Annotated in this window: 30 protein-coding genes; 14 read left to right on the top strand and 16 right to left on the bottom strand. The window is 68.3% G+C overall.

From position 1 onward, the window contains the following. Together AC0NZN_RS12155 and AC0NZN_RS12160 are read left to right on the top strand one after the other, a co-directional pair. A partial coding sequence (locus AC0NZN_RS12155) for an integrase core domain-containing protein (protein ID WP_474592840.1) occupies positions 1-130 on the top strand: 130 nt, incomplete at its 5' end. A 402-nt stretch (positions 131-532) separates the two neighbouring features. After that, complete coding sequence (locus AC0NZN_RS12160) at positions 533-781, top strand: hypothetical protein (protein WP_474592570.1); 249 nt, start codon at positions 533-535, stop codon at positions 779-781. A 317-nt stretch (positions 782-1,098) separates the two neighbouring features. Here AC0NZN_RS12160 and AC0NZN_RS12165 read toward each other — a convergent pair whose 3' ends face one another. Further along, positions 1,099-2,016: an aldo/keto reductase gene (locus AC0NZN_RS12165; RefSeq protein WP_474592571.1), complete on the bottom strand. Its 918-nt coding sequence runs from the start codon at positions 2,014-2,016 to the stop codon at positions 1,099-1,101. Between the two features lie 739 nt (positions 2,017-2,755). On the opposite strand from AC0NZN_RS12165, the gene AC0NZN_RS12170 reads away from it, so the two are divergent. After that, positions 2,756-3,562, top strand: a complete 807-nt coding sequence (locus AC0NZN_RS12170) for a relaxase domain-containing protein (RefSeq protein ID WP_474592572.1) — start codon at positions 2,756-2,758, stop codon at positions 3,560-3,562. Continuing rightward, complete coding sequence (locus AC0NZN_RS12175; RefSeq protein ID WP_474592573.1) at positions 3,559-5,508, top strand: ATP-dependent DNA helicase; 1,950 nt, start codon at positions 3,559-3,561, stop codon at positions 5,506-5,508. The genes AC0NZN_RS12170 and AC0NZN_RS12175 overlap by 4 nt, the downstream gene beginning before the upstream one ends. A gap of 619 nt (positions 5,509-6,127) precedes the next feature. Here AC0NZN_RS12175 and AC0NZN_RS12180 read toward each other — a convergent pair. The 3 genes from AC0NZN_RS12180 to AC0NZN_RS12190 form a co-directional block, all read right to left on the bottom strand. Further along, a complete protein-coding gene (locus tag AC0NZN_RS12180; protein WP_474592574.1) occupies positions 6,128-6,928 on the bottom strand; it encodes a tryptophan-rich sensory protein in 801 nt (266 codons plus the stop codon). A 114-nt stretch (positions 6,929-7,042) separates the two neighbouring features. Further along, entirely contained in the window at positions 7,043-7,981 is a 939-nt protein-coding gene (locus AC0NZN_RS12185; protein ID WP_474592575.1) for a DUF1214 domain-containing protein, read from the bottom strand. Positions 7,982-8,180: 199 nt separating this feature from the next. Beyond that, on the bottom strand, positions 8,181-8,582 hold the full coding sequence (locus tag AC0NZN_RS12190; RefSeq protein ID WP_474592576.1) for a nuclear transport factor 2 family protein: 402 nt from the start codon (positions 8,580-8,582) through the stop codon (positions 8,181-8,183). Between the two features lie 366 nt (positions 8,583-8,948). Between AC0NZN_RS12190 and AC0NZN_RS12195 the strand changes: the two genes are divergently transcribed. Together AC0NZN_RS12195 and AC0NZN_RS12200 are read left to right on the top strand one after the other, a co-directional pair. After that, positions 8,949-10,136: an MFS transporter gene (locus AC0NZN_RS12195; protein WP_474592577.1), complete on the top strand. Its 1,188-nt coding sequence runs from the start codon at positions 8,949-8,951 to the stop codon at positions 10,134-10,136. Positions 10,137-10,329: 193 nt separating this feature from the next. Then, entirely contained in the window at positions 10,330-10,689 is a 360-nt protein-coding gene (locus tag AC0NZN_RS12200; protein WP_474592578.1) for a VOC family protein, read from the top strand. A 95-nt stretch (positions 10,690-10,784) separates the two neighbouring features. Here the strand turns inward: AC0NZN_RS12200 and AC0NZN_RS12205 are convergent, their stop codons facing one another. The 6 genes from AC0NZN_RS12205 to AC0NZN_RS12230 form a co-directional block, all read right to left on the bottom strand. After that, on the bottom strand, positions 10,785-11,387 hold the full coding sequence (locus tag AC0NZN_RS12205) for a dihydrofolate reductase family protein (RefSeq protein WP_474592579.1): 603 nt from the start codon (positions 11,385-11,387) through the stop codon (positions 10,785-10,787). Between the two features lie 119 nt (positions 11,388-11,506). Continuing rightward, entirely contained in the window at positions 11,507-11,935 is a 429-nt protein-coding gene (locus tag AC0NZN_RS12210) for a pyridoxamine 5'-phosphate oxidase family protein (RefSeq protein ID WP_474592580.1), read from the bottom strand. 75 nt (positions 11,936-12,010) lie between these two features. Next, positions 12,011-12,589: a TetR/AcrR family transcriptional regulator gene (locus AC0NZN_RS12215; RefSeq protein WP_474592581.1), complete on the bottom strand. Its 579-nt coding sequence runs from the start codon at positions 12,587-12,589 to the stop codon at positions 12,011-12,013. Positions 12,590-12,660: 71 nt separating this feature from the next. Then, complete coding sequence (locus AC0NZN_RS12220) at positions 12,661-14,715, bottom strand: MDR family MFS transporter (protein WP_474592582.1); 2,055 nt, start codon at positions 14,713-14,715, stop codon at positions 12,661-12,663. Between the two features lie 193 nt (positions 14,716-14,908). Continuing rightward, positions 14,909-15,883 (bottom strand): patatin-like phospholipase family protein, encoded by a 975-nt coding sequence (locus AC0NZN_RS12225; protein ID WP_474592583.1) that lies wholly within the window; start codon positions 15,881-15,883, stop codon positions 14,909-14,911. Positions 15,884-16,060: 177 nt separating this feature from the next. Next, the gene (locus tag AC0NZN_RS12230; protein WP_474592584.1) at positions 16,061-16,612 is read right to left on the bottom strand and encodes a TM2 domain-containing protein; all 552 of its coding nucleotides are present in this window, start codon (positions 16,610-16,612) and stop codon (positions 16,061-16,063) included. A gap of 119 nt (positions 16,613-16,731) precedes the next feature. Between AC0NZN_RS12230 and AC0NZN_RS12235 the strand changes: the two genes are divergently transcribed. After that, the gene (locus tag AC0NZN_RS12235) at positions 16,732-17,118 is read left to right on the top strand and encodes a hypothetical protein (RefSeq protein ID WP_474592585.1); all 387 of its coding nucleotides are present in this window, start codon (positions 16,732-16,734) and stop codon (positions 17,116-17,118) included. On the opposite strand, the gene AC0NZN_RS12240 is transcribed toward AC0NZN_RS12235, so the two are convergent. Then, on the bottom strand, positions 17,115-17,606 hold the full coding sequence (locus tag AC0NZN_RS12240; protein ID WP_474592586.1) for a methylated-DNA--[protein]-cysteine S-methyltransferase: 492 nt from the start codon (positions 17,604-17,606) through the stop codon (positions 17,115-17,117). The genes AC0NZN_RS12235 and AC0NZN_RS12240 overlap by 4 nt on opposite strands. Before the next feature lie 150 nt (positions 17,607-17,756). Continuing rightward, positions 17,757-18,113 (bottom strand): DUF7882 family protein, encoded by a 357-nt coding sequence (locus AC0NZN_RS12245; protein WP_474592587.1) that lies wholly within the window; start codon positions 18,111-18,113, stop codon positions 17,757-17,759. Between the two features lie 139 nt (positions 18,114-18,252). On the opposite strand from AC0NZN_RS12245, the gene AC0NZN_RS12250 reads away from it, so the two are divergent. Next, positions 18,253-18,747 (top strand): MarR family winged helix-turn-helix transcriptional regulator, encoded by a 495-nt coding sequence (locus tag AC0NZN_RS12250; RefSeq protein WP_474592588.1) that lies wholly within the window; start codon positions 18,253-18,255, stop codon positions 18,745-18,747. Between the two features lies 1 nt (position 18,748). On the opposite strand, the gene AC0NZN_RS12255 is transcribed toward AC0NZN_RS12250, so the two are convergent. Continuing rightward, positions 18,749-19,276 carry a DUF2127 domain-containing protein gene (locus AC0NZN_RS12255; RefSeq protein WP_474592589.1) on the bottom strand — a complete coding sequence of 176 codons (528 nt, stop codon included), beginning with the start codon at positions 19,274-19,276 and terminating at the stop codon, positions 18,749-18,751. A 37-nt stretch (positions 19,277-19,313) separates the two neighbouring features. On the opposite strand from AC0NZN_RS12255, the gene AC0NZN_RS12260 reads away from it, so the two are divergent. Further along, positions 19,314-20,189 (top strand): UbiA family prenyltransferase, encoded by an 876-nt coding sequence (locus tag AC0NZN_RS12260; protein WP_474592590.1) that lies wholly within the window; start codon positions 19,314-19,316, stop codon positions 20,187-20,189. Positions 20,190-20,195: 6 nt separating this feature from the next. Here the strand turns inward: AC0NZN_RS12260 and AC0NZN_RS12265 are convergent, their stop codons facing one another. Genes AC0NZN_RS12265 through AC0NZN_RS12275 form a run of 3 tightly spaced genes read right to left on the bottom strand, consistent with a single transcriptional unit; the run spans position 20,196 to position 23,100 of the window. After that, complete coding sequence (locus AC0NZN_RS12265; protein ID WP_474592591.1) at positions 20,196-21,326, bottom strand: FAD-dependent oxidoreductase; 1,131 nt, start codon at positions 21,324-21,326, stop codon at positions 20,196-20,198. Then, on the bottom strand, positions 21,323-22,012 hold the full coding sequence (locus tag AC0NZN_RS12270; RefSeq protein ID WP_474592592.1) for a methyltransferase domain-containing protein: 690 nt from the start codon (positions 22,010-22,012) through the stop codon (positions 21,323-21,325). The genes AC0NZN_RS12265 and AC0NZN_RS12270 overlap by 4 nt, the downstream gene beginning before the upstream one ends. Then, entirely contained in the window at positions 22,009-23,100 is a 1,092-nt protein-coding gene (locus AC0NZN_RS12275) for a type III polyketide synthase (protein WP_474592593.1), read from the bottom strand. Before AC0NZN_RS12275 ends, AC0NZN_RS12270 begins: the two co-directional genes overlap by 4 nt. 169 nt (positions 23,101-23,269) lie before the next feature. Here AC0NZN_RS12275 and AC0NZN_RS12280 point away from each other — a divergent pair, with 169 nt between their 5' ends. From AC0NZN_RS12280 to AC0NZN_RS12300, 5 genes are all read left to right on the top strand, one after another. Continuing rightward, the gene (locus tag AC0NZN_RS12280; protein ID WP_474592594.1) at positions 23,270-23,614 is read left to right on the top strand and encodes a DUF7882 family protein; all 345 of its coding nucleotides are present in this window, start codon (positions 23,270-23,272) and stop codon (positions 23,612-23,614) included. A 264-nt stretch (positions 23,615-23,878) separates the two neighbouring features. Further along, positions 23,879-24,220, top strand: coding sequence for a PadR family transcriptional regulator (locus AC0NZN_RS12285; RefSeq protein WP_474592595.1), 342 nt, complete (start codon positions 23,879-23,881; stop codon positions 24,218-24,220). Between the two features lies 1 nt (position 24,221). Next, complete coding sequence (locus AC0NZN_RS12290) at positions 24,222-24,587, top strand: DUF1048 domain-containing protein (RefSeq protein ID WP_474592596.1); 366 nt, start codon at positions 24,222-24,224, stop codon at positions 24,585-24,587. After that, on the top strand, positions 24,584-25,408 hold the full coding sequence (locus AC0NZN_RS12295; RefSeq protein WP_474592597.1) for an ABC transporter ATP-binding protein: 825 nt from the start codon (positions 24,584-24,586) through the stop codon (positions 25,406-25,408). The genes AC0NZN_RS12290 and AC0NZN_RS12295 overlap by 4 nt, the downstream gene beginning before the upstream one ends. Then, positions 25,405-26,172 (top strand): ABC transporter permease, encoded by a 768-nt coding sequence (locus tag AC0NZN_RS12300; RefSeq protein ID WP_474592598.1) that lies wholly within the window; start codon positions 25,405-25,407, stop codon positions 26,170-26,172. Before AC0NZN_RS12295 ends, AC0NZN_RS12300 begins: the two co-directional genes overlap by 4 nt. Positions 26,173-26,220: the final 48 nt, after the last annotated feature.

Raw genomic sequence — 26,220 nt, forward strand, 5'->3', positions numbered from 1 at the left:
CTCAGACGCCGCCCGCGCCGCGACCTACAACGACTGGCTGCATCACTACAATCACCATCGACCCCACACCGCGCTCGAAGGCTCAACCCCCGCCCAACGCGTTCACAACCTCACGGGGAAGAACATCTAGCTGAGTCAAGTGTGGGTGCGTGGTGCCGCTTCTCTTCTTCCGCCACGAGGAGACTCTCGGGCAAGCGAAGGAGAGTACAACCTCGGACATCATCGCGAGTCACTCACCGCACGATCGTCGGTCCATAACCGAGCGCCCCTCGGCTGTGCCGACCGCGGGCCGAAATCAGGGGTGCATCCGACGCGTTGAGGGAGCTGATGTGCGGTTCATCCTTGAATGGCCGGCAGCACGGAGATGATCCGCGCCGAGTGCTCCTCGGGCTTGGGAGTGCTCTGTAGCGGATGCTCACATCCGGGTCAGGTCAACTCTCCGGAGCCCGCGGATGTAGGACCTTGGTCCTCGGCGTGCACGGCGGTGATGAATATCGTCCTCCCAACACCATCACACGTGAGGAGCAGCATCTTGACCAGGCCCACCCCGACCCCCACACCCACCCCTAAGGACGTCAAGCGGTCCGGCTGGATCTTCACCGGTCTCGCCACCGTGTTGCTCTTCGTCGGCATCGGAGGGTTCGGGACGGCTTCCAGCGGTTCCGTCACGATGTTCGGTCTGACCATGGAGGCCAAGTACGCCTGCGCCATCTACTTCGTGCTGGGCGCCGTATTCCTGTGGGCCGTGCTCGAGGCAAAGAAGCGCGGCTACTGGAGGTAGCTCCCTCTTGGAGGGCTCTGCCTCAGACCACCGCCCGGGCGACGCGCACGCAGGGCGGCTCGCGGATCCCGCCGACTGACCGCCTGCCGTGACCGGCGGTGTCCCTACCAGCCGGGGTCGGCGGCCACGTCGATATCCCCCTCCCTGCGATGTCGCCGAGACCGAGTGCACGGCAGCCGGTCCCTCATCGTGCGGTAGCCGGCTCTACGGCCCCCGTGTTGGTCGCGTGATGTGTGGTCGGTCGTTGGCCGCGGTTGGTGGACCTCGAGACGGCCGCGTGCGATCTGCCCGGCAACCCGTTCAGCGTGTCGGCTGGGTCAAGGGTTGAGGGCGTCCACTTCCTCTTGGGTGAAGCGGATGTCGGCGGCCGCGACGTTCTCTTCCAGGTGCCGGATGTCACCGGTGCCCGGGATCGCGAGCACGTTCGGACCCTGATGCAGCGTCCAGGCGAGCCGGATCTGCGCCTCCGAAACCCCGCGCGCATTCGCGAGCTCGGTCACCACTGGGTTCGTCTCGGAGGTCCGCCCGCGCCCGCCGGCAGCTCCGGCCATCGCGAAGAACGGCACGAACGCGATCCCGCGGCGGGTGGTTTCCTCGAGCACCGCGAGGGTCTGCGGGGTGCGCTGGTCGAGCCCGAACCGGTTCTGCACGCTGACGACGGGAGCGATCTCGCATGCTTCGTCCAGTTGTGCTGGGGACACGTTCGAGATGCCGAGGCTGCCGATCAGGCCCTCGGTGCGCAGGTCGGCCAGCACGCCGAACAGCTCGCCGATCGAGTCCGATCCGAACACCCGCAGGTACACGAGGTCGAGCCGGTCGCGGCCGAGCTGACGGAGGTTCTCCTCGACCTGCCCGCGCAGCTGGTCGGGGCGGGCGGGATCGGTCCAGTCGCCTGCGGCATCCCGACCCGGACCCACCTTCGTGGCGACGACGATGTCGTCGTCGTGGTCAGGGAAGGCGGCGTTGATCATCTCGTTCGCTGAGCGCAGCGACGAGAAGTAGAACGCGGCCGTGTCGAAGTGCGTCACCCCCAGCTCGCGGGCGCGGCGCAGCACCGCGATGGATGCCGCCCGGTCTCGGCTCGGCCCGTCGGTGAACGCCGCACCGGCCGCGAGCCGCATCGCACCGAAGCCCATCCGGCTCACCCGCAACGATCCGAGCGACCAGGAACCGCCGGCCAGGTCTGTCGCGTCGGCTGGTGTCGCCGAGTCATGGGCCCGCTGCTGCACCGTCATGCGTCCTCCGCTCCGAGCATGGTGCCAGCGAAAGACCGCCGGCGAGTATGCGGATCAATTCAATCAGGATCACGTGAGCGGATCTGTCGAAGCCCGCGGCAGGGGACGCGGCCGCCCACCCGCACTGTACGACTCGACGACGTGCACGCCGGCGTCCCCGGTCTGAACTTGGCCGCAGGTGACCTTGGCGCTGTCGGCCTCCACGGCGTTGTCGTGGCGGGTGACCGTGAAGTCTCGCCCTCGGCCGTTGCGTGCGCAGGGCCGCAGCCACTCCGGGTGGAGCGCAACGGGGTTCTCCAAGCGGTATCGACAGGCAGACCGAACGGTTGGGGGATTCCTGACCGGATCGCCGGGGTTGCCAGACTCCCCGGCTTGTCGTCGCAGATGACCGGCGCGCGCGTGTGCGCGAGGGCGGGGCGCTCATCGCGCCGGATTCCTGTTGGCAGATCTCGGCCGGAACGTTTGGGCAGTGGCTCCCGGGTAGGGAGCAATCGGATGCCGTCCTGCCGACGAACGAGACGATCCCGGAGCCGCCAGTCGAGGGTTCCGCCGAGACCACGGCGCGGACTTCGCGCGGGATGGCAAGAGCGGCGCAACCAAACAACGAAAGGATCAATGCACGCAGGCACCCATCGGTGGGAGGCCGATCCGGACCGCACAAATCAGCATCGCCCGACAAGCGCCAGCATAGCTAAGAAATGGCTCGCTATCAGGGAAAAATGGCCGTACCCTGGGCGCCATGAGGGGTGGTCTGCAGCCCTGGAAGAGGGGCGTCGATTCTCGCGGAGTCGGGCACGCGATCGACTATGCGCTCAAGGGGACCTGCGACGCACACCTCCACCCGTCGGCCGGGGCCGATGCGCTCGAGGCTTACAGCAATGCGGACGACACGAGTGTCTCGCGCTTCGTCGTCACCCAGGACGGGATCATCGAAGACGAGCTGTCGGCAAGTGCGTTGCGGGTGTGGCTCACGGGGCGTGACCCGGTGACGGGGGAGGAGCGCGGAACCCCGAGGCTGAGCCCGGACGCAGATCTGCTGCTGGACGCGACGCTCAACCACCCCAAGTCGTACAGCATCGCCGCGCTGCTGCATCCCGAGCTCGGAACCGAGTTCGAGGCGCTGCAAGATCGCCTGCGGGACCAGATCACGCGTACCTGGCTGCAGGAGTTGAACGCGCGCCGCGGCCACGGCGGACGCATCCGGGAAGACATCACCTGCATTGAGGTCGTCGAGCTGCAGCACCGGCGCTCCCGTGCGTTGGACCCGCACGCCCACCGTCATCTCTGGTTGAACGTGAAGGTCCTCGGTACCGACGGCAAGTGGTCCAACGTGGACTCCCGGGTGGCGATGAAGCTGCACACCCTGATCAACGCCGAAGGCGAGCTCGCCGCGCGCACCGACCCGCAGTGGATCGCCGCGCTCGCCCGTCACGGTTTCACCCTCGACGATCAGGGCGAGGTCGCAGAGCTCGCGGTGGTGGTGCGGCGCTTCTCGCGGCGGTCCGCACAGATCGAGACCAACCGCGCCACGTTGATCGCGGAATGAGCAGCCAACACGGCGGGGCAAGCCCCAGCATCCGGGTCCTGACGCAGATCGACCGCCGGGCTTGGGCGATCTCGCGACCGAACAAGCCCGCCAGCCTCGACGAGCAGTCCTGGGAGACTGCCATCCGCGACGAGCTGGCGAACCTCAACCCCGAAGTCAGCCTCGACCGCGCGTCCGTCGCGGTCGAGGCGACGCCGCTCGACGCGCTGGACCTGGATCTGCTCGCGGACGCCGCGGTCGTCGATGCCGACGTGCGGTCCACCCGTTCCGGCGGCCGGTTCAGCTCCTTCGATCTTCGCGCCGGCGCGGTGCGTGCCCTCTCACGCAGCGGAATCGTTGCGCCGCGCGACGAGCTCACCGCCACCATTGACGCGATCGCCCGGCGAGCGAATCGTAACTCCGTGCGTCTGGTGAGGGATCTCGACATCCCCGGCCACGTGAAGGCTTTCATGGCGACCGAGACGATGCGGTTGAAGATCGGGCTCGCAGGGCAGCTCGATGCGCTGGCATGGGCGGGACGTGCGCTTCTTCCAGACGAACTGGCACGCGCGGCAGCATCCTCGGATGATGTCGACGAGCTCGATGCGTCGCAGCTTGCGGCAGCCGGTGCGATCGCCGGCACGGGTGGACTCGTCGCGATCACCGGACCGGCCGGCGCGGGCAAGACGACGATGCTGCGGGTCGCGTACGCCGGGCTGGCATGGCAACACCGACGGATGCTGGTGGTCGCGCCGACGCGGAAGGCGGCATCCGTCGCATCCCGTGAAGTGGGTGCCGCAGCGTCGAGCCTGCATGCCCTGCTTGCCGACCACGGATACCGGTGGAACACCGACGCGGCAGGCGCGCAGGTGTGGACGCGTCTCGCGGTCGGCGAAGCGGATCCGGGGACAGGCGTCATGTACCAGGGTCCCTCGAAGTTCGTCCTCCGACCGGGCGATCGCATCGTTGTGGATGAGGCCGGGATGCTAGACCTGCACACCGCGTCCGTGCTTGTGGATCTCGCGCTCGAACAACGGGTGGGCGTCGCGATGGTCGGGGACCCGCACCAAGCGCTGCCGGTCGGACACGCAGGAGCCATGGCATCCGCTGTTCGCTACGCGACCGCATCCGTCGAACTCGACACCGTGCACCGGTTCAGCGATCCTGCGTACGGCGCGCTCACGTTGCGTCTGCGCGATCCTCGCGATCACGCCGACGCGCTCACGGTTGCGGGGGAGCTGCTCCACGGCGGGCATGTCCAACGAGTGCGGAGCGCGGAGGCAGCGCGCGATGCGATGGTGGAGGCCTACTTCGAGTGGCACACGCGGGGGAGACGGGTCGCGCTGGTCTCCGGCAGCAACGTGGGGGCGGATGCGATCAACGAGGCGATCCAACAGCGCCGGGTGGACGACGGCGAGCTCGATCCCACGGTGCTCGCGTTCGGGATGGGGGAGCAGCGCATCCTGGTCGGCGACACCGTGCAGACCCGGCGCAACGACCCGCGCACCGGCGTCGAGAACCGTGCGCTGTGGGTCGTGCGCAGCATCTCCGGTGATGGCATCACCCTGATGTCGCCGGGCGACAGCGGGGAGCTGCGTCACGTGAGCCTCGACTACGCGCTCGAGCACGTGCAACTCGCCTACGCGTCAACGGTGCACGGCATCCAGGGCGAGACCATGGATGCCGCCGTCGTGGGGCCGGATGTCGACGCCGCGGGCCTGTATGTCGGGCTGACGCGCGGGCGTCACCACAACGTCGCGATCGCGGTTGCCCACAGCGACGAGGACGCGCGCGACAACATCGCGGCGACGATGATGCGCGGGACGACCGAGCTCACGATGCAGGACGCGATGCGCGCCGCGGAAGCGGAACTACGGCGGGCAGCTCGGCAGCAGGCGATGGAGGCGTCCGCTCCGTGGGTGGTCCCAGGCTTGTCCCCTTCGCAGGGCGGCGGGCTATCGCGCTGATCGCCTGCGGGACCGGGGCTGGTGCGGGCGCGGTCGAGGAACGTGCAGGGTGCGGAGAACCCCGGTGCCCTGTGGGGTCTTGCTCCGCACGGGTCCAGGGCGTCGTCGGCGACGTAGACCTGCCACTGCTTCAACACCGCGTTCGAGCGGCCCTCGACCGTCTCCAACAGCCGCGGCGGGCCTGTCTTCTCGCGAGCGGGGGGGGCGGTGAGGTCGATGATCCGCGCGACGTCCTCGTCGCCGTGCCTGGGGTGACGCTGCCCGCTCAACGCACTGCAACCTCGCTCGTGAAGAACCCATCTAGTCCGCAAAAAGTCCGCAAGAATCTTGCATCTATAGGATTTCGCCTGCATGCAAGTGTTGAAAAAAACAGCCGCTGATCAGGTAATTTGGCGATTTATGTCGGGTGATGATTTCGCCGTCATCGTTCCGCTTCAACGTCTGAATGGCGACGACTGAACCCCAGCGGGTTCCTCTGCGAGACACCGGGAGCCGCTGGAACGTCCTTCGCGAGCACCTTGTTGCGACGTCGCGCACGAAGTGCTGGAGCGGGTCTGGTCAACGGCAGGGATGCCGAAGTCGATAACCGCACCCCAACGGAGACTGTCGCCACGCGAAGCTACGTCGTGCGTTGTGCAAGACGTGTCACGACTGTCACGACGAGAATCACGCCCGCCACGACGAAAGCCGTCACGGCGACCATCCACGAGTGAGGCGTCCCGCTCGCACGGGCGACTCCAATCCAGAAGACGCCCCATGCCGTGGCGAACGCCGGTGCGAAGCGCCCGCGATCCCAGACTGCCAGAGCGGCCGCGATCGCTCCTGCCGTGATGAGGACGATCACACCCCATGCCTCGGGTCCGACCACTGCGCCTGTGAAGCCGACGCGAACAAGGACAACCGCGACGTTCGCCACCGTCGCGATGAGGACCCACCCGAGGTAGAGGCCCATCGTGCCGTGCACGACGATCGCTTCCGCCCAGCCGCGCGCGCGAATCACCCGCAGCCGCGCCAGGATCACGACCAGGACCGCCAGGAGCACCGCGATCACGACAAGCGAGAGGGGGATGAGCCCGGCCTGCACGACGAGGATCCACGCCGCGTTCAGCAGCACCGAGGCCAGCGCCCACCATCCCACGGCGCGGTGGACGGCGCGCCCCGCCTGCCGAGGAAGCGCTTGATAGACGGCGTAGGCGATGAGACCGAGGTAGATCGCCGACCAGATCGAGAACGCGGGCACAGCAGGAGCGAGCATCGTGGCGTCGGCAGCGAACGCCCCTCCCGCGGCGTCCTGGATAGGCGTGCCGCCCGCGGCGCCGGAACCGATGAACGCACCGACCACCGCCAGGACGGTGCCGATGACGACTGCCACCTGGCGGATGCGATCCGAGAAGGTGGCCGGGTTGTCTGTCTGATCCATTTAGCTAGCTTATCTAGCAAAATTTGGGTTTGCGAAGATCACGGCGACGAGGCGAGGAATGTGCCTGAATCCGAACGTGAAGGGGTCCTCAAGCGTGCAATGTCCCCGCGGGGCTTATCGGCTGAGGGTGGGGAAGGTCCACTCGCCGTTGAGGATCTCCGGGCGTGGGCGGTACAACCGCACGAGGTAGTTCCATCCCTCGGTGATGGGGAGCGCGTTGGGGACGTCCGCGGGGTAGTCGCCGAAGCGGACGGTGATGGTTCCGTCGCCGTTGCGCACGCCGGTGATGTTGTTGATCGTGTACGCGCCGCGATCGTTCGGTTCGAAGAACCCCGCAGCGTTGTACACCGAGATCGACCAGAACCCGTCTACCGGGACCTCGCCGACGGTCAGCTCGTACCGCCCGACAGGAAGGCGCGGGTCCACGCCGATGTAGCTCGCCTCGGTGGAGGGCAGCCCGCCCCATCCCGCGGCCGTGCCGATGAGGTGGCGAACGGGGTCGACCTGCTCCCGCGCGCCGAAGGTCCGGTCGAAACCGGTGAGGTTGCGTGCCAGGGCGAGCAGAGCATCCCGCGTCTCGTCGAGGGTCGTGGTGTCGTAGTCCGGCATCACGAACGGCTCGGACGAGCCGGTTTCGAGTCCGATCTGATCCTGCAGGTGGGCGACGGCGGCCACATCCGCCGGATCGGTGGGGTCGACGAGGATGCGGACCGCGAGCACGACATGAGGCGTACCGAACTGGGCGACGGTGAGCATGTACTGGCCGGCGTCGTGGAAGACGGCATCGATGTAGTGGTGCTCATTGACGACCATCGCGGACAGGTACCGCTCACCATGCTCGGGAAGAGTGAGCGTGGCACCGGCGCTGATGTCGACCACGGCGAAGCTGTACAGCGTGTCTCGGTTCAGGCGGATCACCGTCTGCTCGTCGATCGCAGCCGGCTGACGATTATGGAGGAATCTGCCCGCGCCCCCTGCGTTCGCCTGCAGATCGCGCATCATGCGATGCGTTTCAGCGAGGGCGAAGTTGTCCACGTTGACGAGGATGCTCATGAATCCGATCCTCGCACGACAGCCTCACGACTCCTGGACGAAAGAGGACAGGTCAACGCCAGAATCGCGCGCGGGGGTCCCTTTGCGGGCGGTGTGCCTGGTGTGCGGTTGGTTGGCACGAGCCGTTGGCGGTCCGCGTTCTCGTGCCGGTCCTATGGGGAAGGTGCGGAATTCGAGGATGCATCCTGGCCCTGCCGAGTCATGGCTGGGGGCGCCGGATCTCGCGTCCCGGCATGGGTTCCGCCAGTGCGAGTCGAGCGTCGGGCGCGCCGAATGGGTCCGCGAAGTACTGAGTCTCGTGAGAGACCCGTCCGTCGGCGAACTCCATGATCGACACCGAGAAACTCGGTGCTCCGTCGTAGCTGATGATGCATTCGCTCACCCACAGCGAGCCCTCGCCCTCGATGCGCAGGACCGTGAAGTGGCGCTCGGCCGGATGGCCTCCACGCTGTGCCGCGATCGTCGCGCGCCCACGGAAGCGCTCGCCGGACTGCGGGTAGTCGAGCACTGCATCGTCGGCGTAGATCGCGTGTTCGGTCGTGACGTCGCCGACTTCCGATGCGCGCCAGTGTTCTTGGATAGCTTGCCTGATCGAATACATCGCGTTGTTCTCTCCCGATGAAAGCCGTCGCGTTCGGGGGCCAGGGTACGCCCGTCGAGCTGTTCCTGGCGGCGCCGATCGGGAACACTCCGCCATCAGGGATCGAGCACGTGGATAAACCGATCCGTAACCGGAATGGACGTCACTCACGTCGGCGTGGCCGGATCGAGGTCGTCACCGGTCGAAGCCGACCTGCTCATATCGCTGGGTCCCGCTTGCGAGAGCGCGGCAAGCTGAAACGCGCCGAGCCCCCGGCCGTAGGCTGGGCGCGAGATGACGAGACCTGACCGCCCCGCGCCCCCGGACCGCGCGCATACTCGAGCGCCTCGCCTCGCGCCGTGGTCGATGGTCATCGGCTTGGGTTTCGTGAGTCTCGCGATCGACATGGTCGCCGACGGCGCCGCATCAGTCAGCGGCGCCCTGCTCGCGGGGCTCGGCGCGTCGGCGGTGCTCGTGGGCGTCGTCGCCGGCGGCGCGGAGGCGCTCGCGCTGCTCTTGCGTCTGGTAACCGGTCCCTGGTCCGACCGCACCCGGGCGTACTGGACCTTCACGATCGTCGGGTATGCGATGACCGCGATATCGGTGCCCCTTTTCGCGATCACCCCGTTGCTCGGGTCGGTCGGCCTCGCCGTGGCGTGCGCGCTGCTGCTGATCGAGCGCACCGGCAAGGCCGTGCGCGCCCCCGCGAAGACGGTGCTGCTGGCCGACGCCGCCCAGGCCGTGGGCGCCGGCCGAGGGTTCGGGGTACACAAGACGCTCGATCAGATCGGCGCATTCTCCGGACCTCTGCTCGTCGCCGGGATCACCGCGGTCGTCGGCACCCTCTGGCCGGCGTTCCTGGTGCTCATCATCCCCGCCGCCGTCGCGATGGTCCTGCTGTTCTGGCTGTGGGCGCGGGTGCCCGATCCAAGCCTGTATCGGCGAGCGGATGCTGTGCCCGCGGCATCGCACCAGCCGTCCGCTCCCGCGCCCGTAACCGCCTCGGGCCCTGCCCGCAAGACGTACGGCACGTTCCTCCTGTTCTCCCTTTTCGCGGGCCTCACGACCTTCGGCCTTCTCAGTTACAGCATCGTGTCGTTCCACCTGGTCCAGACCGACCTCGTCGCGCTTCCCGCCATACCGCTTGTGTACGCGGTGGGAATGGCAGCTGCGGCGGTCTCGGCGCTCGTGACCGGGTGGGCGTACGACCGCTGGGGTCCGGCGGTGCTGCTCGCCGTCCCGATTCTCACCGCGTTCGTGCCCGGACTGTCGCTCGGCACGACCCTCGTCGCCGTGATGTCGGGCGTCGTGCTGTGGGGTGCGGCATCCGGCGTGCAGGATTCCACGGTGAAGGCCCTCGTCGCCGAGCTCGCCCCCAGTGGTCGGGGCGGGTCGGCGTACGGCTGGTTCGCGGTTTTCCAGGGTGCCGGTGCGCTCGCCGGCGCTATCGTCGCGGGCGCCCTGTACGCGAACGTTCCCGCGCTCATCACGATCGTCGGCGTGCTGCAAGCGGTGGCGATCGTGCTGCTCGTGCTGGTGCTGCGCCGCCGGAAGGCCCGCGCGGGCGCGGTGTGAGGGCCTCCCACCCGATCCGCACCACGATGTTCCCGTGTGCGCCACCGTCGAGGACGCTGTTGTGTTCATGACCGAGTCGGCGGCAACGCTCGGCGAGCGCTTGAGCCCCGAGCCGTGCCATCTGAAGCAGCATTGAGGCGAGGCCCGAAGTGGGGCGGTAACCGATGTCGGCGTCGCTCGGTAGAGTCCAACCGTGACAGTCGTCCGGATCGTGCCCGATCTTCCCGTCAGCGACACCGCACGAGCTGCCGCGCTGTATGCGGAACTCTTCGACCTGGTCGTGGGCATGGATCTGGGGTGGATCGGCAATCTCGCATCACCCGAATCACCGGCGGTTCAGCTGCAGCTGATAACGACGGACGTGGCCGCGCCTCGCAATCCCGTCGTCAGCGTCGGGGTTCAAACCCCTGCCGACGTCGACGCGGTCCACGAACGAGTCGTGGCCGCTGGCCTGGAGGTCCTCCATCCCCTCACGGACGAGGTGTGGGGCGTGCGCCGGTTCTTCTTCCGCGACCTCGACGGCAACGTCATCAATGTCGTCGCCAACGCCTGACCCCCCTCCTTCCGTGCTCGCTTCGGTGGCGGTCGACGCCCATTGACCGCCCTGACCGGGTCAGTTCGCTGACTCGCGGGATGAGCATCGCTGCGTCAAATTCTGGGGCCTGCGGTCCTGACCTCGAAGTGTGCGATGGCGACCCCCGTGCGTGTGCTCGAGGTGGTGAGGAGTCTCAGATCCGCGGTCGCACCACCGTCCGGGAAGAGTCGTCGCCCGGTGCCCAGGATGATCGGGTGGACGAAGAGCAGGAACTCATCGATCAGACCGTGTGTGAGCAGCGTCTGGATCAAGGCGCCGCTGCCCATGATGCACAAGTCCGGGCCCTGTCCTGCCTTCACCTCCGCGACGCCGGATGCCACGTCGGGAGAGACGAGGGTCGAGTTCGGCCACGGCAGTGATGTCGAAGCCGAGCCGCTCACGACGTACTTCGGTGCGCTGTTGAGGCCGTCCTTGAACGGTCCGCCCTCCGAGTTCCAGTGCGTGAGCATGTCGTCGTAGCTTCGGTGCCCGAGCAGGAGACGCATCCCGCCCGCCGCCATCACGCGCTCGCCGAGCGCGGCAGCGACCTCATCGTTGGATCGGGCGCTCGCCCAGCCGCCTCGCGAGAAGCCGCCTCGGACATCCTCCTCCGGCCGGCCGGGTGCCTGCATCACACCGTCGAGGGTCACGTGGTTTGCGACATAGATTCTGCTCATGGGGTTTCTCGGTCCGTCTCTCAGCGAGCGGGCGGGATGCCCGTCTCACCTGATGACGATCGAACCGCGAGGAGATGGACAGGCTGCCTCGGGCGAGGTAGCCAGCGGTGTGGGAGGTCTTACGCGGTGCCGTAGACCTTCACCGGGGCGAACTCGTAGATCAGCCGGTCCTCGGCGACCATGCGGGCCAGGAAGGCGTCCTCGTCGAGCTCGTCGCCGTACCAGTTGAGCGGGCCGTCGGGACGACTCTGCATCACGCGGAAGAGCTCCACGTTGTTCTGCGGCGCATCCTTCCCGTCGAGGATGGTCACCGTCGCCTCGATCGTCAGGAATCTCGGTCCCGGATCGAAGACGAAGAGCGTGGTCCGCGGATCGCGCCGCAGCCTCTTCGTGCGCACCCGTGCGGCGGTTCCGCTGCTCCAGATCCGGCCGTCCACGAGGGCGACTCCGACGCGCACCGCCTTGGCGGTGCCGCCGCGGGCGATCGTGATCATCGCCGCACTGTGGTGGTCCTGCAGGAACGCACGCTGCTTATCGTCCAGCTCCATCGATGGCCTCCTCGTCGTTGCTTCAGTCCTACCGGACGAGTGCACGATCGGGCGAGAGGCGGCTCGGCGCAGGATTCAGCGCGGAGTGCGCTCCGCGAGGAGTCCGGCGAGTCGGTCGAGAGCCAGGTGCACCTCATCCACGATCGTGTCCTCGCTGAGGTCGCCGCCTTCCGACGCCGCGTCGCCGAATGCGAGCATCACCGCGCCGACGGCGAGCCGCGCGGTCGGCGCATCCGTCCGCTGCTCCACGATCGAGATGAGGTCGCTGCGGTGCCGGCTGCCCCACTCCATGAGCGTCGACGCAAGCTCCGGGTGGCGCTTGACGATCCCGTGCTTGTGCTTCGCCGGCAGCTCGATCCCGAGGCCAGTGATCAGCGTCACGATGTCGCCCACGAGCGAGCCCTCACTCTCGAGGAACGCGGCACGAGCTTCGTCCGTGATCACGAGCACGGGAAGGCCCAGGATCGCGGCGTTCTTGCTCGGGAAGTAGTTGAAGAACGTGCGCACGGACACATCGGCCGCGGCGCAGATCTCCTCGACCGTCGTATCGGCGATGCCCTTCGCATCCGCCAGCTCGACGGCGGCCTCGCGGATGCGCTCGCGCGTCTCGCGCTTCTTGCGCTCGCGGAGCGAATCCGGCTGCAGGTTCGTCATCGTCTCAATCCGTTCTGCGGGGATGCACCGGCCGGAACTCGTCCGGCCGGTGCACCTCCCATTGTGACGGGTCAGGTGTTGACCCGCTCCTCGAGCTCTGCGATGACCTCGTCATCTGTCTTCTCGGCATCCGTCTTCTCAGCTTCCACCTGCGCGGCGTGCTGGTCGGCCTGCTCCTGCAGCGCAGAGCGCTGACGCAGCGGGGGAGCCTTGAAGAACAGCGACAGCACGAACGCGACGAGCATCACGAGCAGACCGGTCCAGTACACCGGACTCGTCGCCGTGGTGAAGCCGGTGAGGAACTGCACCGTCAGCTGCTTGTCCGCGCCGTTCAGGAACGACGTGTCGCTCATGCTCGAGCTGTCGGATGAGCTGGACGACGAGGTGGCCCTCAGCTTCTTCTCGATCGTCGGCTCGACCTTGTCGACGATCGCCGCGCGCTGCTCGGCGTTCGTGTAGTCGACGGCGAGCTTGCCGTCGATCACGGAGACGCCCGCTTTGTCCGCGGCCTGCTGCAGCGCAGCGGCGGTCGCATCGGGGAGCGCCTTCGCGACCTGCTCCGCGATCACCGAGTCGGCCGCGAGCCGCGGGAGGTGCCCGGCGACGACCTGCGCGTCGACCGCGGCGGTCACCTTCTGGGTGACGGCGACCTTGACGCCGGCGGTCACCTGAGCGGTCGCTTTGTCGAGACCCTCCTGCGTGCCCTTCTCGATCGGGTCGACGATCTTCGACCACATCTGGTCCATGACGCCCTTGTTGTTCGCCTTGTCCGCGACAGCCGGGTTCATCGCGGCGTCCAGCGCGGCGGTCAGCTGCGTCTTGTCGGCCATCGCGGTGTTGATGTGCGTCGGCATGACCGAGAACAGGATCGACAGGAGCAGCGCGGTGCCGAGCGTGCCGCCGATCTGGCGGAAGAACGTGGCGGCACTCGTCGCCACACCCATGTCCCGCGGCTCGACCGCGCCCTGCGTGGCGAGGGTCAGCGCCTGCTGGACCATGCCGAGGCCGAGGCCGACGAGCACCATGATCGCGGACAGCATCCAGATCGACGAGTCGACCCTCAGCATCGTCAGCAGGCCGTAGCCCGCGGCGACCAGCGCGATGCCGATGGTCGGCAGCCAGCGGTACTTGCCTGTGCGGGAGATGAGCTGACCGGACCCGATGGACGAGACCATGAGGCCGAGGACCATCGGCAGCATCGCGAACCCGGATGCGGTCGGGGAGAGGCCGGCGACGATCTGGAGGTAGAGCGGGATGGTGAGCATCGCGCCGAACATGCCGAAGCCGATGAGGAAGCCGAGGCCCGTCGCCATCGAGAACGTGCCGGAGCGGAAGAGCTTCAGCGGGATGATCGCATCCTCGCCCATGCGTCGCTCGATGAGGAGGAATGCGATGAGGCCGAGCGCACCGATGACGTAGCAGGTGATGGATGCGGTCGAGTCCCAGCCCCACGTGCGGCCCTGCTCGGCGACCAGGAGGAACGGCACGAGCGCGACGACGACCGCCGTGGCCCCCCACCAATCGATGCGCGGCTTCGCCCGGTCGCCGATCTTCGGCAGATGCAGGAATGCGAAGACCATGCCGATGGCGATGATTCCGATCGGCACGTTGATGAGGAAGACCCAGCGCCATCCGGTAATGCCGAAGATCTCGCTCGCGCCGGCGAAGACACCGCCCAGAAGCGGGCCGAGGACGGCCGAGACACCGAAGATCGCGAGGAAGAAGCCCTGGTACTTGGCGCGCTCACGCGGAGCGAGGATGTCGCCCATGATGGCCAGCGGCAGCGACATGAGCGCACCCGCGCCGATGCCCTGGAAGGCGCGGAACGCGGCGAGCTCGATCATCGAGGTCGAGAAACTCGACAGCAGCGACCCGACGATGAACACGGCGATGCCGAAGAGGTAGAGCGGGCGGCGTCCGAAGACGTCGGAGAGCTTGCCGTAGATCGGCACCATGATCGTCGACGTGATCATGTAGGCGGTGGTCACCCATGCCTGCTGATCGAGACCGTGCAGGTCGTCGCCGATGGTGCGGATGGCGGTCGACACGATGGTCTGGTCGAGGGATGCGAGGAACATGCCGGCCATCAGGCCGACGATCACCAGCATGATCTGCCGGTGCGTCATGATCGGGGACCCGGGAGTGTGGCGGGATGCGCGCACAGTCCGCGTGGGCGCTGTTGCGGTTGAAGACATCATGTTCCTTCGTAAGATTGCGTACCTACATAATTGCATGCATGCAAGGATGCAGAACACCAATCTGTGCACTCATGCAAAACTCTCAGCGTGCGGAGCCGCGGCGGACGGCTGAGCGAGAGAATCAGCGCCAGAAGTCAGTGAGCGTCGACGCGAGCGAGCGGCCCTGCTCGTAGCCACCACGGGCGGCCTGCAGCCGGGTGGCCGGATCCAGCGCGTTAGCGTCGAAGAGGCCCTGGGTCGACGCATCCGGGAACACCGCCTCGACCGCGCTGCCGCCGCCCTCGAGGTCTGCGACCTGGGCGGCGAGGTCCATGCCCCACTCACGCGGTACGCGCGTCCGCCCGCCGAAAGGGACGAGGATGAGCACGCGGCCATAGCCGGCGGCGAGGTCGGCGTTCTCGCTGCGCCGGTAGCTCCCGTTGAGGTACCGGTTCTCGCCGATCGGGTACGGATTCATCGCGGAGGTGCTCGCCGCCACGGCATCCACGAGGTCGATGCCGCTGTCGCGGTCGAAGACGACCGGATCGCCGGTGCGCGCGTCGACCGCCGTGATCAGCACGCGCTGTGCGGGCCACTCGGAGCCGGGGAGGCGGGCCGCGACCACGCCGCGCCATCGCATCCCGTCCGCACGGTCGGATGCGTCGCGCTCGAGCGCCGCGGTGCCCATCCTGCGCCGCATGTCGGAGGCGTCCGACGCGGACGCGATGATCGCGTCCGACCAGTCGAGGTAGCTCTGACCCGTGACGGCGCCCGCGGGTCCCCGGAGAGGGGAGCCGCCGCGTGCCGGCGCCCGCTCGGCGAGGATCGACGCGTACAGGTCGGCGGGACGGATTCCGCTCGTGACCTGCGCGGCCACGGTCGAACCGGACGACGTGCCGATCACGAGGTCGGCCCGGGTGACGTCGAGGCCGCCGTCCGCGAGGCCGGCGACGACGCCGAGCGCCCAGGCGTTGCCTGCCGCGCCGCCGCCTGCGAGGACGAGGGCGCGCTTGTGAGCGCAACCGGAGCCCACGACATCGAACCGCTGATCCGGCATCGGCCAGTTGCCCGCGGTCGGAGACGTGGACGCGTTGTGAGAGGTGGAGGAGGTGTTCATGGGAGTCGCCTTTCGCGATATGCCTGTCGGCGCTCCCGTGCGACTACCTCAGTCGCAGGATCGTTCCTGCCGGGGGAGCACCCATTGCGGTACTGCGTTCATGGGTCTCACCTCCTGTCGGTCGACAACGATCGGGACGACGTTAGCACGCGTCCCACGTGCGCACTTCTCGGGGTCCTAGCCGCGCTGGGCATTCACGGAACGCGTCAGGAACGGGATGCGGAAGAGGTCGATGAAGAGCCAGAAACCGCCTGCGATGACGAACGGGATGCCGATGAGGAGAGGAGACAGCATCCACCCGCCCCACCAGATGATGTTGAAGGCGATGGCCGACCCCGTCAGCCCCAGGTAGAACCGGTGCGCAGCGACCCCGCCGAGCAGGAGGAAGAAGACGTACGCGATCCCCGCCTCCTTCGCCCGACGTCGACCCGCTCCGGCACGCGGCTCCAGCGGTCCCCACGCCGTGCCGTCCCACCACTGCAGGACCCCGGACGCGTTCGCGTACCAGCCCGCCGGCACCGCCGTCGTGAGCGGCTCCATCACCATCGTCTCCATTGCCGGCGGCTCCATCACCAGGGTCTGAGGCGGCGGCAGATCCGGCGAGAGAGCTTCGTACTCCGCTGCGTGCGAGGGCGCGCCGAGGACGTCGGGCGTCCACATCCGTCCGTCCCAGAACCGGCTGCCCCCGCCCGGCAGCCCGTACCACCCCGCAGGTGCTGTCTCGATCATGTCGCCCTCCTCGCGGCCGTCGGGCCGGGACGATGCTGATCGCAAGCGGCTGCCGACAGGTCGTGAGGACAACCTACGCTTCCGTTCGCGATGTCGGGAGTCCCGATTAGCCTTCGAAGGTGGTCAGCCTCGACGATCTGCGCATCATCGCGGACCGCCTGCCGGGAAGTGAAGAGCGCGCGATGACGGGCGGCGCCGCGTGGTTCGTGCGCCGCAAGCTGTACGCGTGGGAGTGCGCACCGTGGCCGAGTGTCCCGGAGCAGGTGCGCGAGATCATGGCGACGGAGCTCGTGGTGGCCGTGAAGCTCGCCGACGACGTCGAGGCATTCGCCCTCCGCGAGATGGCACCGGACGTGTTCCTGCCGCGGACGACGCCTTGGGGCGAGCCGAAGATCGCCTTCAGGATGCAGCGCATCGACCCCGACCACTTCACCGAGCTCGTCACAGAGTCCTGGCGCGTGCAGGCGCCGAAGTATCTGCGGCGCGAGTTCGACGAAGGGTCCTAGAACAGGGAGGGCGGCAGCGCGCCCTCGTGTGCGAGCAGCCAGCGCTTGGTCGAACGACGCTGACCCGGTGTGCCTCCCGAGTAGCCGCCGAGGCCGTCCGCGGCCACCACTCGGTGGCACGGCACGATGATCGCGATCGGGTTCGCGCCCATGATCGAGCCGATGGCCCGCGCCGGCACCGCACCGCCGCTGCGCGTCGCCAGTTCGCCGTACGTCACCGACTCGCCGTACGCAACCGTGCCGTGGAGCGTGCTCAGCACAGCATTCGTCGGATCGGGTCGAGCGGGAATGGCCACCGGCACATCGAACCGCGTCAGGTCACCGGCGAAGTACGCGGTCAGCTCGCGCAGCGCCTCGGCGAGCACCGGATCGGGGGAGGACCCGGGCGGTTGGGGCACCTGCATCCACCTGACCCGGGTGATCGCGTCGCCGTCGCTCTCGACGCCGATCATGCCGACCGGGGTCTCGAGCATGCCGAAGAACGTCATGCGACGACGCTACGCGGGGGAGCGGACATCCGGACGCGCCGGCGTCAGCCGTCTCACGACATCGAGCACCCTGGCTCAGACGATGAAGCGACCTCGCGCGCCCGGCCGGCTGCTGGGGGCGTGCTGGGGACACGCCGGCCGGGCGGCGGATCAGGGAACGAGTTCCAGAGTGAGTTGCTCGTCCGGTCCGATGGCGTCCCTCCGCGACACAGCCGCGGGCTCGCTCACAGGGTAGAGGCCGGCGGGGGAGTTCGCGGCGTTCATGAGCGCCTCGAGCCACTGGCCGTTCACGGAAGGCGTGCGGCTGCCGTGATAGCGGTAGATCAGAGTGGAGGAGGCGCTCACCCACACGGTGATGTGCCCCCCACCGAGGCTCGCGTCGCCTTTCCATGTGAACGGGAACGCCTCGCCTCGCCGCAGCTTGGTGCCGATCACGATCTGGAGATGGAGCAGGAGTCGGTCGTCGATCTCCGCCCGGGTCGTGGCGTTGTAGTGGAACTTGCCCATCTCCGGCTCCTCTGGGTCGTCGCGACCGCTGGGGCACGGTTACGCGATTCCCATGATAGTTCGGTTCCGTAATATTCGGAGCCGAAATGTGAGGTTTCTCATATTTCGATTTCCGAGTAATGTTCGGTATCGTTCAGGCATGGTCAGTGAAGACGGCGGAGCGACTGTCGACGAGGTCCGCACGCTGACCGATGCAGTCGAGCGCCTGCGACTCGCGGAGGCCCGTCTGGGGCGCCAGAGGGCCGGGCAGTCCGGCCTGAACGACACCGACCGCGCCGCGCTGCGCTACGTGTCGGAGCTGGGGGATGACGGCATCGCGGTCACGCCCAGGATGATCGCCGACCAGCTCCATCTGTCGCCGTCGTCTGTGACGACGCTCCTCGACAGGCTCGTCGCCAAGCGGTTCCTCAGCGTCGGGCCGCATCCGGCCGATCGGCGGAGCAAGCAGGTGGTCACGTTCGATCGCACGATCAAGCCGGATGAGATCGACCCGCTGACGGCCCGCCTGCGGGAGATCTCGGCATCCCTCACCGCCTCGGAGGCGAGCATCATCACGAGCTTCCTCGAGCGCGTCACCGAGGCCGTTCGCAGCCAGACCGCGCGGTTCGACGGTCTCGATCGGAACCGCGCGTAGCTCATTCCGATTCGGGCGCGGGCGTCCGATGGAACACCCAGGCCACCGTGCCCCGCCAGGTGTCGCGCAGCTCGCGGCCGCGCCTCCATTCGCGCCACGTCAGCCAGATGATCACCGCATCGAACACCGTGAGGATCGCGACGCCGACCGACGGCTGCGTGACCATCTCGTAGATCTGGAAGATGAGGAACAGTCCCAGGGCGGCCATTGCCCACGGGTAGATCCTGCGGGAGCCGACGAGCAGCGCGACGACGATCGCGAGCTTCACCACGCCGTGCACCAGGAGGTAGGCCGCGATGAAGGTCTTCCCGCCCGCACTCAGGTGCGCCACGCCGTGCAGCAGCAGATTCGCGAGCAGGTCGTGCGGGTCCTCGGCGAGCTCGGACGCGGTGAGATCTTCGGCGGCGCCGATGAGCTTGGCCGGCGTCACGATGAGCAGCACGACCCCGCCGATCAGCTCCGCCAGTCCGTCGATGCCCTTGAACAGGACGCCGATCAGGAAGACCAGGTCGAGGACGCGCTCCTTCATCGACCCATCCTCCACCGGGTAGCCGTAGCGTGGGTCCATGACACCCGCCGTCACGGAGAGTTCGAAGCGCGGCCGCCCCAATGTGGTCGCGACTCTCTGGCGGTCGACGCATCCCGGCCCGACCCTCGTCGTCACGACGATCGCCCTCGCTCTCGGACTCGCAGTCGGCGTCGGCATCTCGTCGCTCGTCGTCCTCACGGTCTCGGTCTTCTTCGGCCAAGTGTCGATCGGACTCTCGAACGATCTGATCGACGCGCCCCGGGATCGCGTCGCGGCGCGCACGGACAAGCCGCTCGCGCGCGAGCACGCGCCGGTGCGCGCCGCCTGGATCACGGCTGTCGTCGCGGTCGCGGTCGCACTCGGTCTTTCCGCGCTGCTCGGATGGGGGATGGCGGTCGCGCACGCGGTGTTCCTGGCCTGCGGGTGGGCCTACAACGCGGCGCTGAAGTCCACCGTGTGGTCGGCGGCATGCTTCGCCGTGGGATTCGGCGTCTTCCCGTCGCTCGCGACGCTGGCGCTGCCGCAACCCCACGTCGCGCCGGTCTGGGCGTGGATCGCCGGCGCCGCGCTCGGAACCGCGGTGCATTTCTCGAACGTGCTGCCGGATCTGGAGGATGACGAGCTCACCGGGGTGCGCGGACTGCCGCACCGGCTCGGCCGCCGCACCGCGGCCGTCGTCGCCTACGTCGCGCTTGCCGTCGGAGCGATCGTTGTGCGCGTCGGCACGGACGTCGGCGGCACGGCGGGCGTGATCACGACCTGGGTGCTCACAGCCGGCGTGCTCGCACTGGCCGCCTGGGGACTGGTCGTCTCGCTCGTGCGCGAGCCGCGGCGCCTGTCGTTCCGGCTCGTCATGGCCGGGGCGCTGCTGCTGACAGCCGAGGTCGTCGTCGCCACCCGGCTCGGCGCCTGACGTTCCTCACCCCTCGGCGTCGAAGCCCATGGCGTACGCGCGTGCCAGCACGGGGGAGAGCCGCCCGGCGAATCCGCGCACCGCGCCCGAGAGAAGGCGATGGGATGCGGCGCGCCGCCCGCGGCCGAGCGCGGTGTTGAGCCCCGAGATGCGCGCCGCCGTCCGCGCGGACTGCAGGCGACGGCGCTCCCAGACATCGAGCGCCTGCGCGGAACCCGGCTCCGACAGCCATCGGGCGAGCACGGGCGCGAGGGTCGCGGCATCCAGCAGCCCCAGATTCATGCCCTGCCCGCCGATGGGGCTGATCTCGTGCGCGGCGTCGCCGATCACGAAGACGCGCCCGCTGCGCATGCGACGGGAGAGCACACGACGGATGCCGAAGGCCGTCGCATCCTGGATGAGGTCGGCCAGGGGGATGTTCCGCGTGCGCGCGGCCACCGCGGTGCGAAGCGTCTCGACCGCGAGGCCGTCGTCGGCGGTCGCTCGGCCGGTCCACGCGACGAGCCGCCGGCCCCCGCCCGGCAGGGGGAACGACTCGACGACCCCGGCGGAGTCGAGCGTCACGACGGCGAGCCCGTCGGGCTCACCCGTCGGTCCGGGGAGGTCGGCCATGACATAGCGGTCCCGGTAGCTTCGTGCTCGCGGAAGGGCCTCAGGCACCAGACGTCGCCCGCTGACCCCGGCTGCGACGACGACGGCCGATGCCGTGGCGACATCGTCCCCGAAGCGCACCTCGACGCGGTCGATGCGCTCGCTGACGGCATCCACCCGGCGTCCCCGGATCGGAGGCGGCCCATCGTGCGCGAGGGCGGCCTCGGTGATCGCCTGCGGAACCGCCGCCACGAACGGGAATCGCGTGCCGAGGCCGTCGAAGCGCACCTCGCCCAGGACGTCTCCGCTGCGGTCGCGCGCCTGGCCGCGCGGGATGCGGGCCGCGCCGGCGAGGATCCGCTCCGTCACGCCGGACGCCTCCAGAGCCGCGAGCACCGGCGGATGGACACCGATCGCCCGGCTCCCCGCCCCCGCGGTCTCACGGGCCTCGTAGAGCGCGACATCCACCCCGCGGCGCGCGAGCGCGGTGGACACCAGCAGTCCCGCGGGGCCGGCTCCGACGACGATCACGTCGTGATGGCTCATGTGCGCCCCGGCCGATGCACGGCGAGCACGCGGAACGGCCGCGACGTTCGCACCACCCATCCGGGCTGCAGGACCGCGGACAACTCGCCCGGTGTGAACGAGCGACGGATGCTGCGCAGACCGTCCGTGCGCAAGTACGACCCCGGCGCGATCGGTGTGATCCCGACCGCATACGCCGTGTAGGCGAGCGAGGTGCGGCGGATGTCGGAGTGCGCGCAGAGCGCCGTCGTCAGCGATGCAGAGTCGTCGAGGAATCGGCGGAGGTCGTGCTCGTCGAGGTGGTGAAGCACGTGGTTGGAGATCACGACATCGAAGGTCGCCCCCTCGGCGACCAGACGCCGGCTGTCGGCGACGCGGTACGCGACGCCATCCATCGGTCGGGTTGTCGCGACCGCCCGTTCGTCCGGATCGACGCCGAGCCCTGTGAGCTGGAATCCATCGTGCTGCGCCGCCCGCACGACGCGCCGCAGCACGTCGCCGGCCCCGCATCCGAGATCGAGGATCGTCGCCGGACGCTCCAGCGCCGCGAGCGTCGGTCGGATCAGGTCCCGGTACGTGCGTCCCCATCCCGCCACGACGCGGTTCGTGATCGCGAACCGGTCGAGGGTGCGGCGCAGACGGACGGGGTCGCAGTCCGGGTCGTCCATCATCTCGCGCAGCTGCGCGTCGCGGACAGCGAGGTTCACGGCGCATCCCGGCGCGTGAACCTGGCCGTCTCGACCGTCAGCCCCGGCCCGAATGCGAGGCCCATGATGCGCGCGCCGTCGCCGAGCGAGGGGTCGGCGAGCACCCGGCCGAGGATGAACAGGATGGTGGCGCTGGACATGTTGCCGTACTCCCGCAGCACCGAGCGAGACGTCGTCATGGCGCTGTCGGGCAGCTCGAGCCCCGACTGCACCCGATCGAGCACGCTTCTCCCGCCGGGGTGCACGGCCCAGGCATCGGTCGTCTCCGAGCCGCCCGCGGCCTCCACGGCGGCACGGATCTCGCGCCCGACGATCCGCGGCACCTCCGCTGTGAGGACCATCTCGAAGCCCTCGTCGCCGATCGTCCAGTCCATGGCCTGCTCGCCCTCGCTCGTGATGGCGGTCGTGAACGCGTCCGCCTCCAGGCGGGCTCTCGTCGTGCGGGAGACGTCCGAGGTCACGACGGCGGCGGCCGCTCCGTCCGCGAACACGGAGGATGCGACGATCTGGTCGGGCTCGCTCGACGAGCGGATGTGCAGCGTGCACAGCTCGGCGCAGCACACGAGGACGATCGCGCCGGGCTGGGCCTCGCAGATGCGCGCCGCGGCCCGCAGAGCGGGGAAGGCGGCGGCGCATCCCATGAATCCGATGTGGTAGCGCTCGGCACTCGTGGGGATGCCGAGGTCCCTCACGAGCCGGAAGTCGGGTCCCGGGGCGAAGAACCCGGTGCAGGACGCCGTGACGACGTGGGTGACCTCGGATGCGTCGATCCCGGCCCGTGCGAGCGCGTCCGTCGCGGCGGCCGCGAACAGCGACGGCGCCTCGCGACGGTAGAACGCGTTGCGCGCACCGGTCGTCGGCCGCTGCATGCCGGACGCCGGGCTGAGGAAGATGCCTCCCTCCGGCGTGTGGAGGTCCGGGATGACGGTATGGCGGAAGTCGATCGCGGACTGATCGAACGCGGCGTGGATGAGGCGTCCCGCCAGGCGGCTGATCCCCGGCTGGGCGGCGAAGAAATCACGCGCCTCGGACTGGGCCAAGCGTGTCGCCGGAACCGCTGTGCCGATGGAGAGGATCGCTGCGGGCATGGCTCACGCTAACGCGCCGTGGGGGGTGTCGAGCGGGATTGACGGGGATTCGACGGGTTGGCGCTCGTTCGAGCCGACGCGCTGTCGACGTACCTCCTGCGTTTGAAGGATAAAATGGGCTCGATCGGGGATCGAAGGCGGGCCCTGGCCCGGAGCAGAAGGGCGGCCCGTGGGCAGGTTCATCTACGAGAACGACACGAGACTCGACATCGACGATCGGGTCCTGCTTCACCTGCAGAGTGTCATCGGCACGAAGCTGAGACGGAGCGAGGCGTTCACCTTCAACTGGACCGTCGATCGCAGTCTCGGCAGCGGCAGGACGACCGTCTGGTTGCATCCTCACTCCTCGATCGTCTTCAGCTACTCGGGGAGCCGCCGTGCGCAGCTCAATCGCAAGTGGCTCGAGGCCCTCATGTTCGCCGCCAACTCCCCGGCGGGTCTCCACCTCGTCCCCGAGCCCGTCGACCTGCCGGGTGAGCCGGCGTCCGACGACGAGAGCGCGGTTCCCGTCTAGCGTTGCCCGCGGCCTCCGCTCGGCCCGAGTGGCGCGCCGGCATGCTCCGCACGTGCGGCGACACCTGAGTCGAAGCTGACCTTCGTCGCGTCCTCCGCGACGTCTCCTCGTCGACCGCCGCCTCATGGCGCCGCGGGCGCGCGAGAGCGTGGATCCACCCTCCGAAGAACTTCGGTACTTGGTGTTGCTATCTACCGGTACTCAGTGTTACTGTCTACTGGTAGTCAACAACACTGAGTAGCAGATCGAGAGAGGGGGGACCTCATGGGCAAACAGGACACCGAAATGCTCAAGGGCGTTCTCGAAGGAATCGTCCTGGCGATCCTCTCGACGCGTCCCGCATACGGGTACGAGATCACTGCCGAGCTTCGCGACCGCGGGTTCGCGGACATCGTCGAGGGCACGATCTACGCCGTCCTCGTGCGAATCGAGCAGAAGAAGCTCGTCGACGTCGAGAGGGTGGCATCGGAGAAGGGTCCGCCGCGCAAGGTGTACTCGCTCAACACGCAAGGACGCGAACAGCTGGAGGAGTTCTGGGGGAGCTGGAACTCGCTTGCGGGTCGCATGACACGAATTCAGCAGGAACACACCGAAGGGAAGAACTGACATGGCCAACTGGATTGAGACTCTGACGGGCTCGCTGGAGCAGAAGAAGCAGTACAAGCAGTACAAGGCCCGTCTCGACGCCCTCCCCGAGCCCTACGGCTCGGCGGCGAAGGCCGTCCAGCGGTACTTCATGTACTCCGGCGGCATCACCGACGGCGACACGCTCATGAAGATGATGGGCGACCAGGTCGACATGTGGGAGCGCGCCGCCGCCGACGGAACTCCACTGCGCGAGATCGTCAGCGACGACCCGGTGGCATTCGCCGACGAGGTCGCCGCCTCCTACACGGGCAAGCAGTGGATCGACAAGGAGCGGGCGCGCCTGGTGAAGGCGATCGACGAGGCCGAGAAGGAGGCGCGCTCATGACCGCGGACGTCGCGATCCATGTGCAGGGACTCGAGAAGTCCTACAAGGACCTGCACGTGCTGAAGGGCGTCGACTTCGACGTCGCACGGGGAGGGATCTTCGCGCTCCTCGGTTCGAACGGGGCGGGCAAGACCACGGTCGTCCGCATCCTCTCCACTCTCCTGAAGCCGGATGCGGGCACCGCGTCGATCGCGGGCTACGACGTCGCTGCGCAGGCGCAGAAGGTCCGCGAGACCGTCAGCCTCACCGGTCAGTTCGCCGCCGTCGACGAGGTGCTCACCGGCCGGGAGAACCTCGTTCTCATCGCCAAGCTGCGTCACCAGAAGGATCCGGGCGGAATCGCCGACGCGCTCCTCGCCCGGTTCTCGCTGACGGAGGCAGGCTCTCGCCGGGTGGGGACGTACTCCGGGGGGATGCGCCGCCGACTCGACATCGCGATGAGCCTCATCGGCCGCCCGTCGGTGATCTTCCTCGACGAGCCCACGACCGGGCTCGACCCGGCGGCGCGCAACGAGGTGTGGGACGCCGTCCGTGAGCTCGCGAGCAGCGGGACCACGGTGCTGCTGACCACGCAGTACCTCGAGGAGGCCGAGCAGTTGGCTGACCGCATCGCGATCCTGCACAAGGGCACGATCATCGTCAACGGCACACTCGCCGAGCTCAAGCAGCTGCTGCCGCCGGCGAAGGTCGAGTACGTCGAGAAGCAGCCCAGCCTCGAGGACGTGTTCTTCGCCCTCACCGGCGAGGCGGACGCGGCCGAGCAGGAGACCACAGGCGGTATCGAGAAGGATGCCGCCGCCACACGGAAGGAAGGGCGATGACCACGCACACCATCGGCGACACCGCCGTGCTCACCGGCCGGTCGCTGCGGCACATCCTGCGCAGCCCCGACACCATCATCACCACCGCGGTCACGCCGATCGCATTGATGCTGCTGTTCGTGTACGTGTTCAGCGGGGCCATCGACATCGGGAGCGCGAAGGGGTCGTACATCGACTACATGCTGCCCGGCATCCTGCTGATCACGATCGCATCGGGCATCGCCTACACGGCGTACCGCCTGTTCATGGACCTGCAGAGCGGCATCTTCGAGCGGTTCCACTCGCTGCCGATCGCGCGCTCCGGCGTGCTGTGGGCGCAGGTGCTGACGTCGCTCGTGGCCAATCTCGTGTCGGTGGCGATCGTGATCGGCGTCGCGCTGATCATGGGCTTCCGCACCGGGGCGAGCGTGGCCGCATGGCTCGCCGTGGCCGGCATCCTCGTGCTGTTCACACTGGCGCTCACATGGCTGGCCGTGATCGCCGGGCTCTCGGCGAAGACCGTGGACGGTGCGAGCGCCTTCGCCTACCCGCTGATCTTCCTGCCCTTCATCAGCTCGGCGTTCGTGCCGACGGAGAGCATGCCCGGACCCGTGCGCTGGTTCGCGGAGAACCAGCCGGTCACGTCGATCGTCGACACGACTCGCGCGTTGTTCGCCGGACAGCCCGTGGGCAGTGACATCTGGGTGGCGCTGGCGTGGTGCGTCGGCATCCTCATCGTCGGCTATGCCGTCTCGATGTCGCTGTACCGTCGCAAGATCAGCTGATGAATCGAGTGGCGACGGCCCACATCCGATTCCGGATGCGGGCCGTCG

The organism is Microbacterium sp. sgz311019, assembly GCF_056135325.1.

Bases quoted from the DNA above. Each gene is read 5' to 3' on its own strand.
- AC0NZN_RS12230 (WP_474592584.1), bottom strand. From the start codon at position 16,612: ATGATCGAGACAGCACCTGCGGGGTGGTACGGGCTGCCGGGCGGGGGC.
- AC0NZN_RS12265 (WP_474592591.1), bottom strand. From the start codon at position 21,326: ATGAGCCATCACGACGTGATCGTCGTCGGAGCCGGCCCCGCGGGACTG.
- AC0NZN_RS12185 (WP_474592575.1), bottom strand. From the start codon at position 7,981: ATGAGCATCCTCGTCAACGTGGACAACTTCGCCCTCGCTGAAACGCAT.
- AC0NZN_RS12190 (WP_474592576.1), bottom strand. From the start codon at position 8,582: ATGTATTCGATCAGGCAAGCTATCCAAGAACACTGGCGCGCATCGGAA.
- AC0NZN_RS12290 (WP_474592596.1), top strand. From the start codon at position 24,222: ATGGCCAACTGGATTGAGACTCTGACGGGCTCGCTGGAGCAGAAGAAG.
- AC0NZN_RS12175 (WP_474592573.1), top strand. From the start codon at position 3,559: ATGAGCAGCCAACACGGCGGGGCAAGCCCCAGCATCCGGGTCCTGACG.
- AC0NZN_RS12245 (WP_474592587.1), bottom strand. From the start codon at position 18,113: ATGGGCAAGTTCCACTACAACGCCACGACCCGGGCGGAGATCGACGAC.
- AC0NZN_RS12285 (WP_474592595.1), top strand. From the start codon at position 23,879: ATGGGCAAACAGGACACCGAAATGCTCAAGGGCGTTCTCGAAGGAATC.
- AC0NZN_RS12225 (WP_474592583.1), bottom strand. From the start codon at position 15,883: ATGAACACCTCCTCCACCTCTCACAACGCGTCCACGTCTCCGACCGCG.
- AC0NZN_RS12240 (WP_474592586.1), bottom strand. From the start codon at position 17,606: ATGACGTTCTTCGGCATGCTCGAGACCCCGGTCGGCATGATCGGCGTC.
- AC0NZN_RS12300 (WP_474592598.1), top strand. From the start codon at position 25,405: ATGACCACGCACACCATCGGCGACACCGCCGTGCTCACCGGCCGGTCG.
- AC0NZN_RS12215 (WP_474592581.1), bottom strand. From the start codon at position 12,589: ATGACGAACCTGCAGCCGGATTCGCTCCGCGAGCGCAAGAAGCGCGAG.
- AC0NZN_RS12275 (WP_474592593.1), bottom strand. From the start codon at position 23,100: ATGCCCGCAGCGATCCTCTCCATCGGCACAGCGGTTCCGGCGACACGC.
- AC0NZN_RS12260 (WP_474592590.1), top strand. From the start codon at position 19,314: ATGACACCCGCCGTCACGGAGAGTTCGAAGCGCGGCCGCCCCAATGTG.
- AC0NZN_RS12165 (WP_474592571.1), bottom strand. From the start codon at position 2,016: ATGACGGTGCAGCAGCGGGCCCATGACTCGGCGACACCAGCCGACGCG.
- AC0NZN_RS12205 (WP_474592579.1), bottom strand. From the start codon at position 11,387: ATGAGCAGAATCTATGTCGCAAACCACGTGACCCTCGACGGTGTGATG.
- AC0NZN_RS12210 (WP_474592580.1), bottom strand. From the start codon at position 11,935: ATGGAGCTGGACGATAAGCAGCGTGCGTTCCTGCAGGACCACCACAGT.
- AC0NZN_RS12250 (WP_474592588.1), top strand. From the start codon at position 18,253: ATGGTCAGTGAAGACGGCGGAGCGACTGTCGACGAGGTCCGCACGCTG.
- AC0NZN_RS12170 (WP_474592572.1), top strand. From the start codon at position 2,756: ATGAGGGGTGGTCTGCAGCCCTGGAAGAGGGGCGTCGATTCTCGCGGA.
- AC0NZN_RS12180 (WP_474592574.1), bottom strand. From the start codon at position 6,928: ATGGATCAGACAGACAACCCGGCCACCTTCTCGGATCGCATCCGCCAG.
- AC0NZN_RS12220 (WP_474592582.1), bottom strand. From the start codon at position 14,715: ATGACGCACCGGCAGATCATGCTGGTGATCGTCGGCCTGATGGCCGGC.
- AC0NZN_RS12255 (WP_474592589.1), bottom strand. From the start codon at position 19,276: ATGAAGGAGCGCGTCCTCGACCTGGTCTTCCTGATCGGCGTCCTGTTC.
- AC0NZN_RS12295 (WP_474592597.1), top strand. From the start codon at position 24,584: ATGACCGCGGACGTCGCGATCCATGTGCAGGGACTCGAGAAGTCCTAC.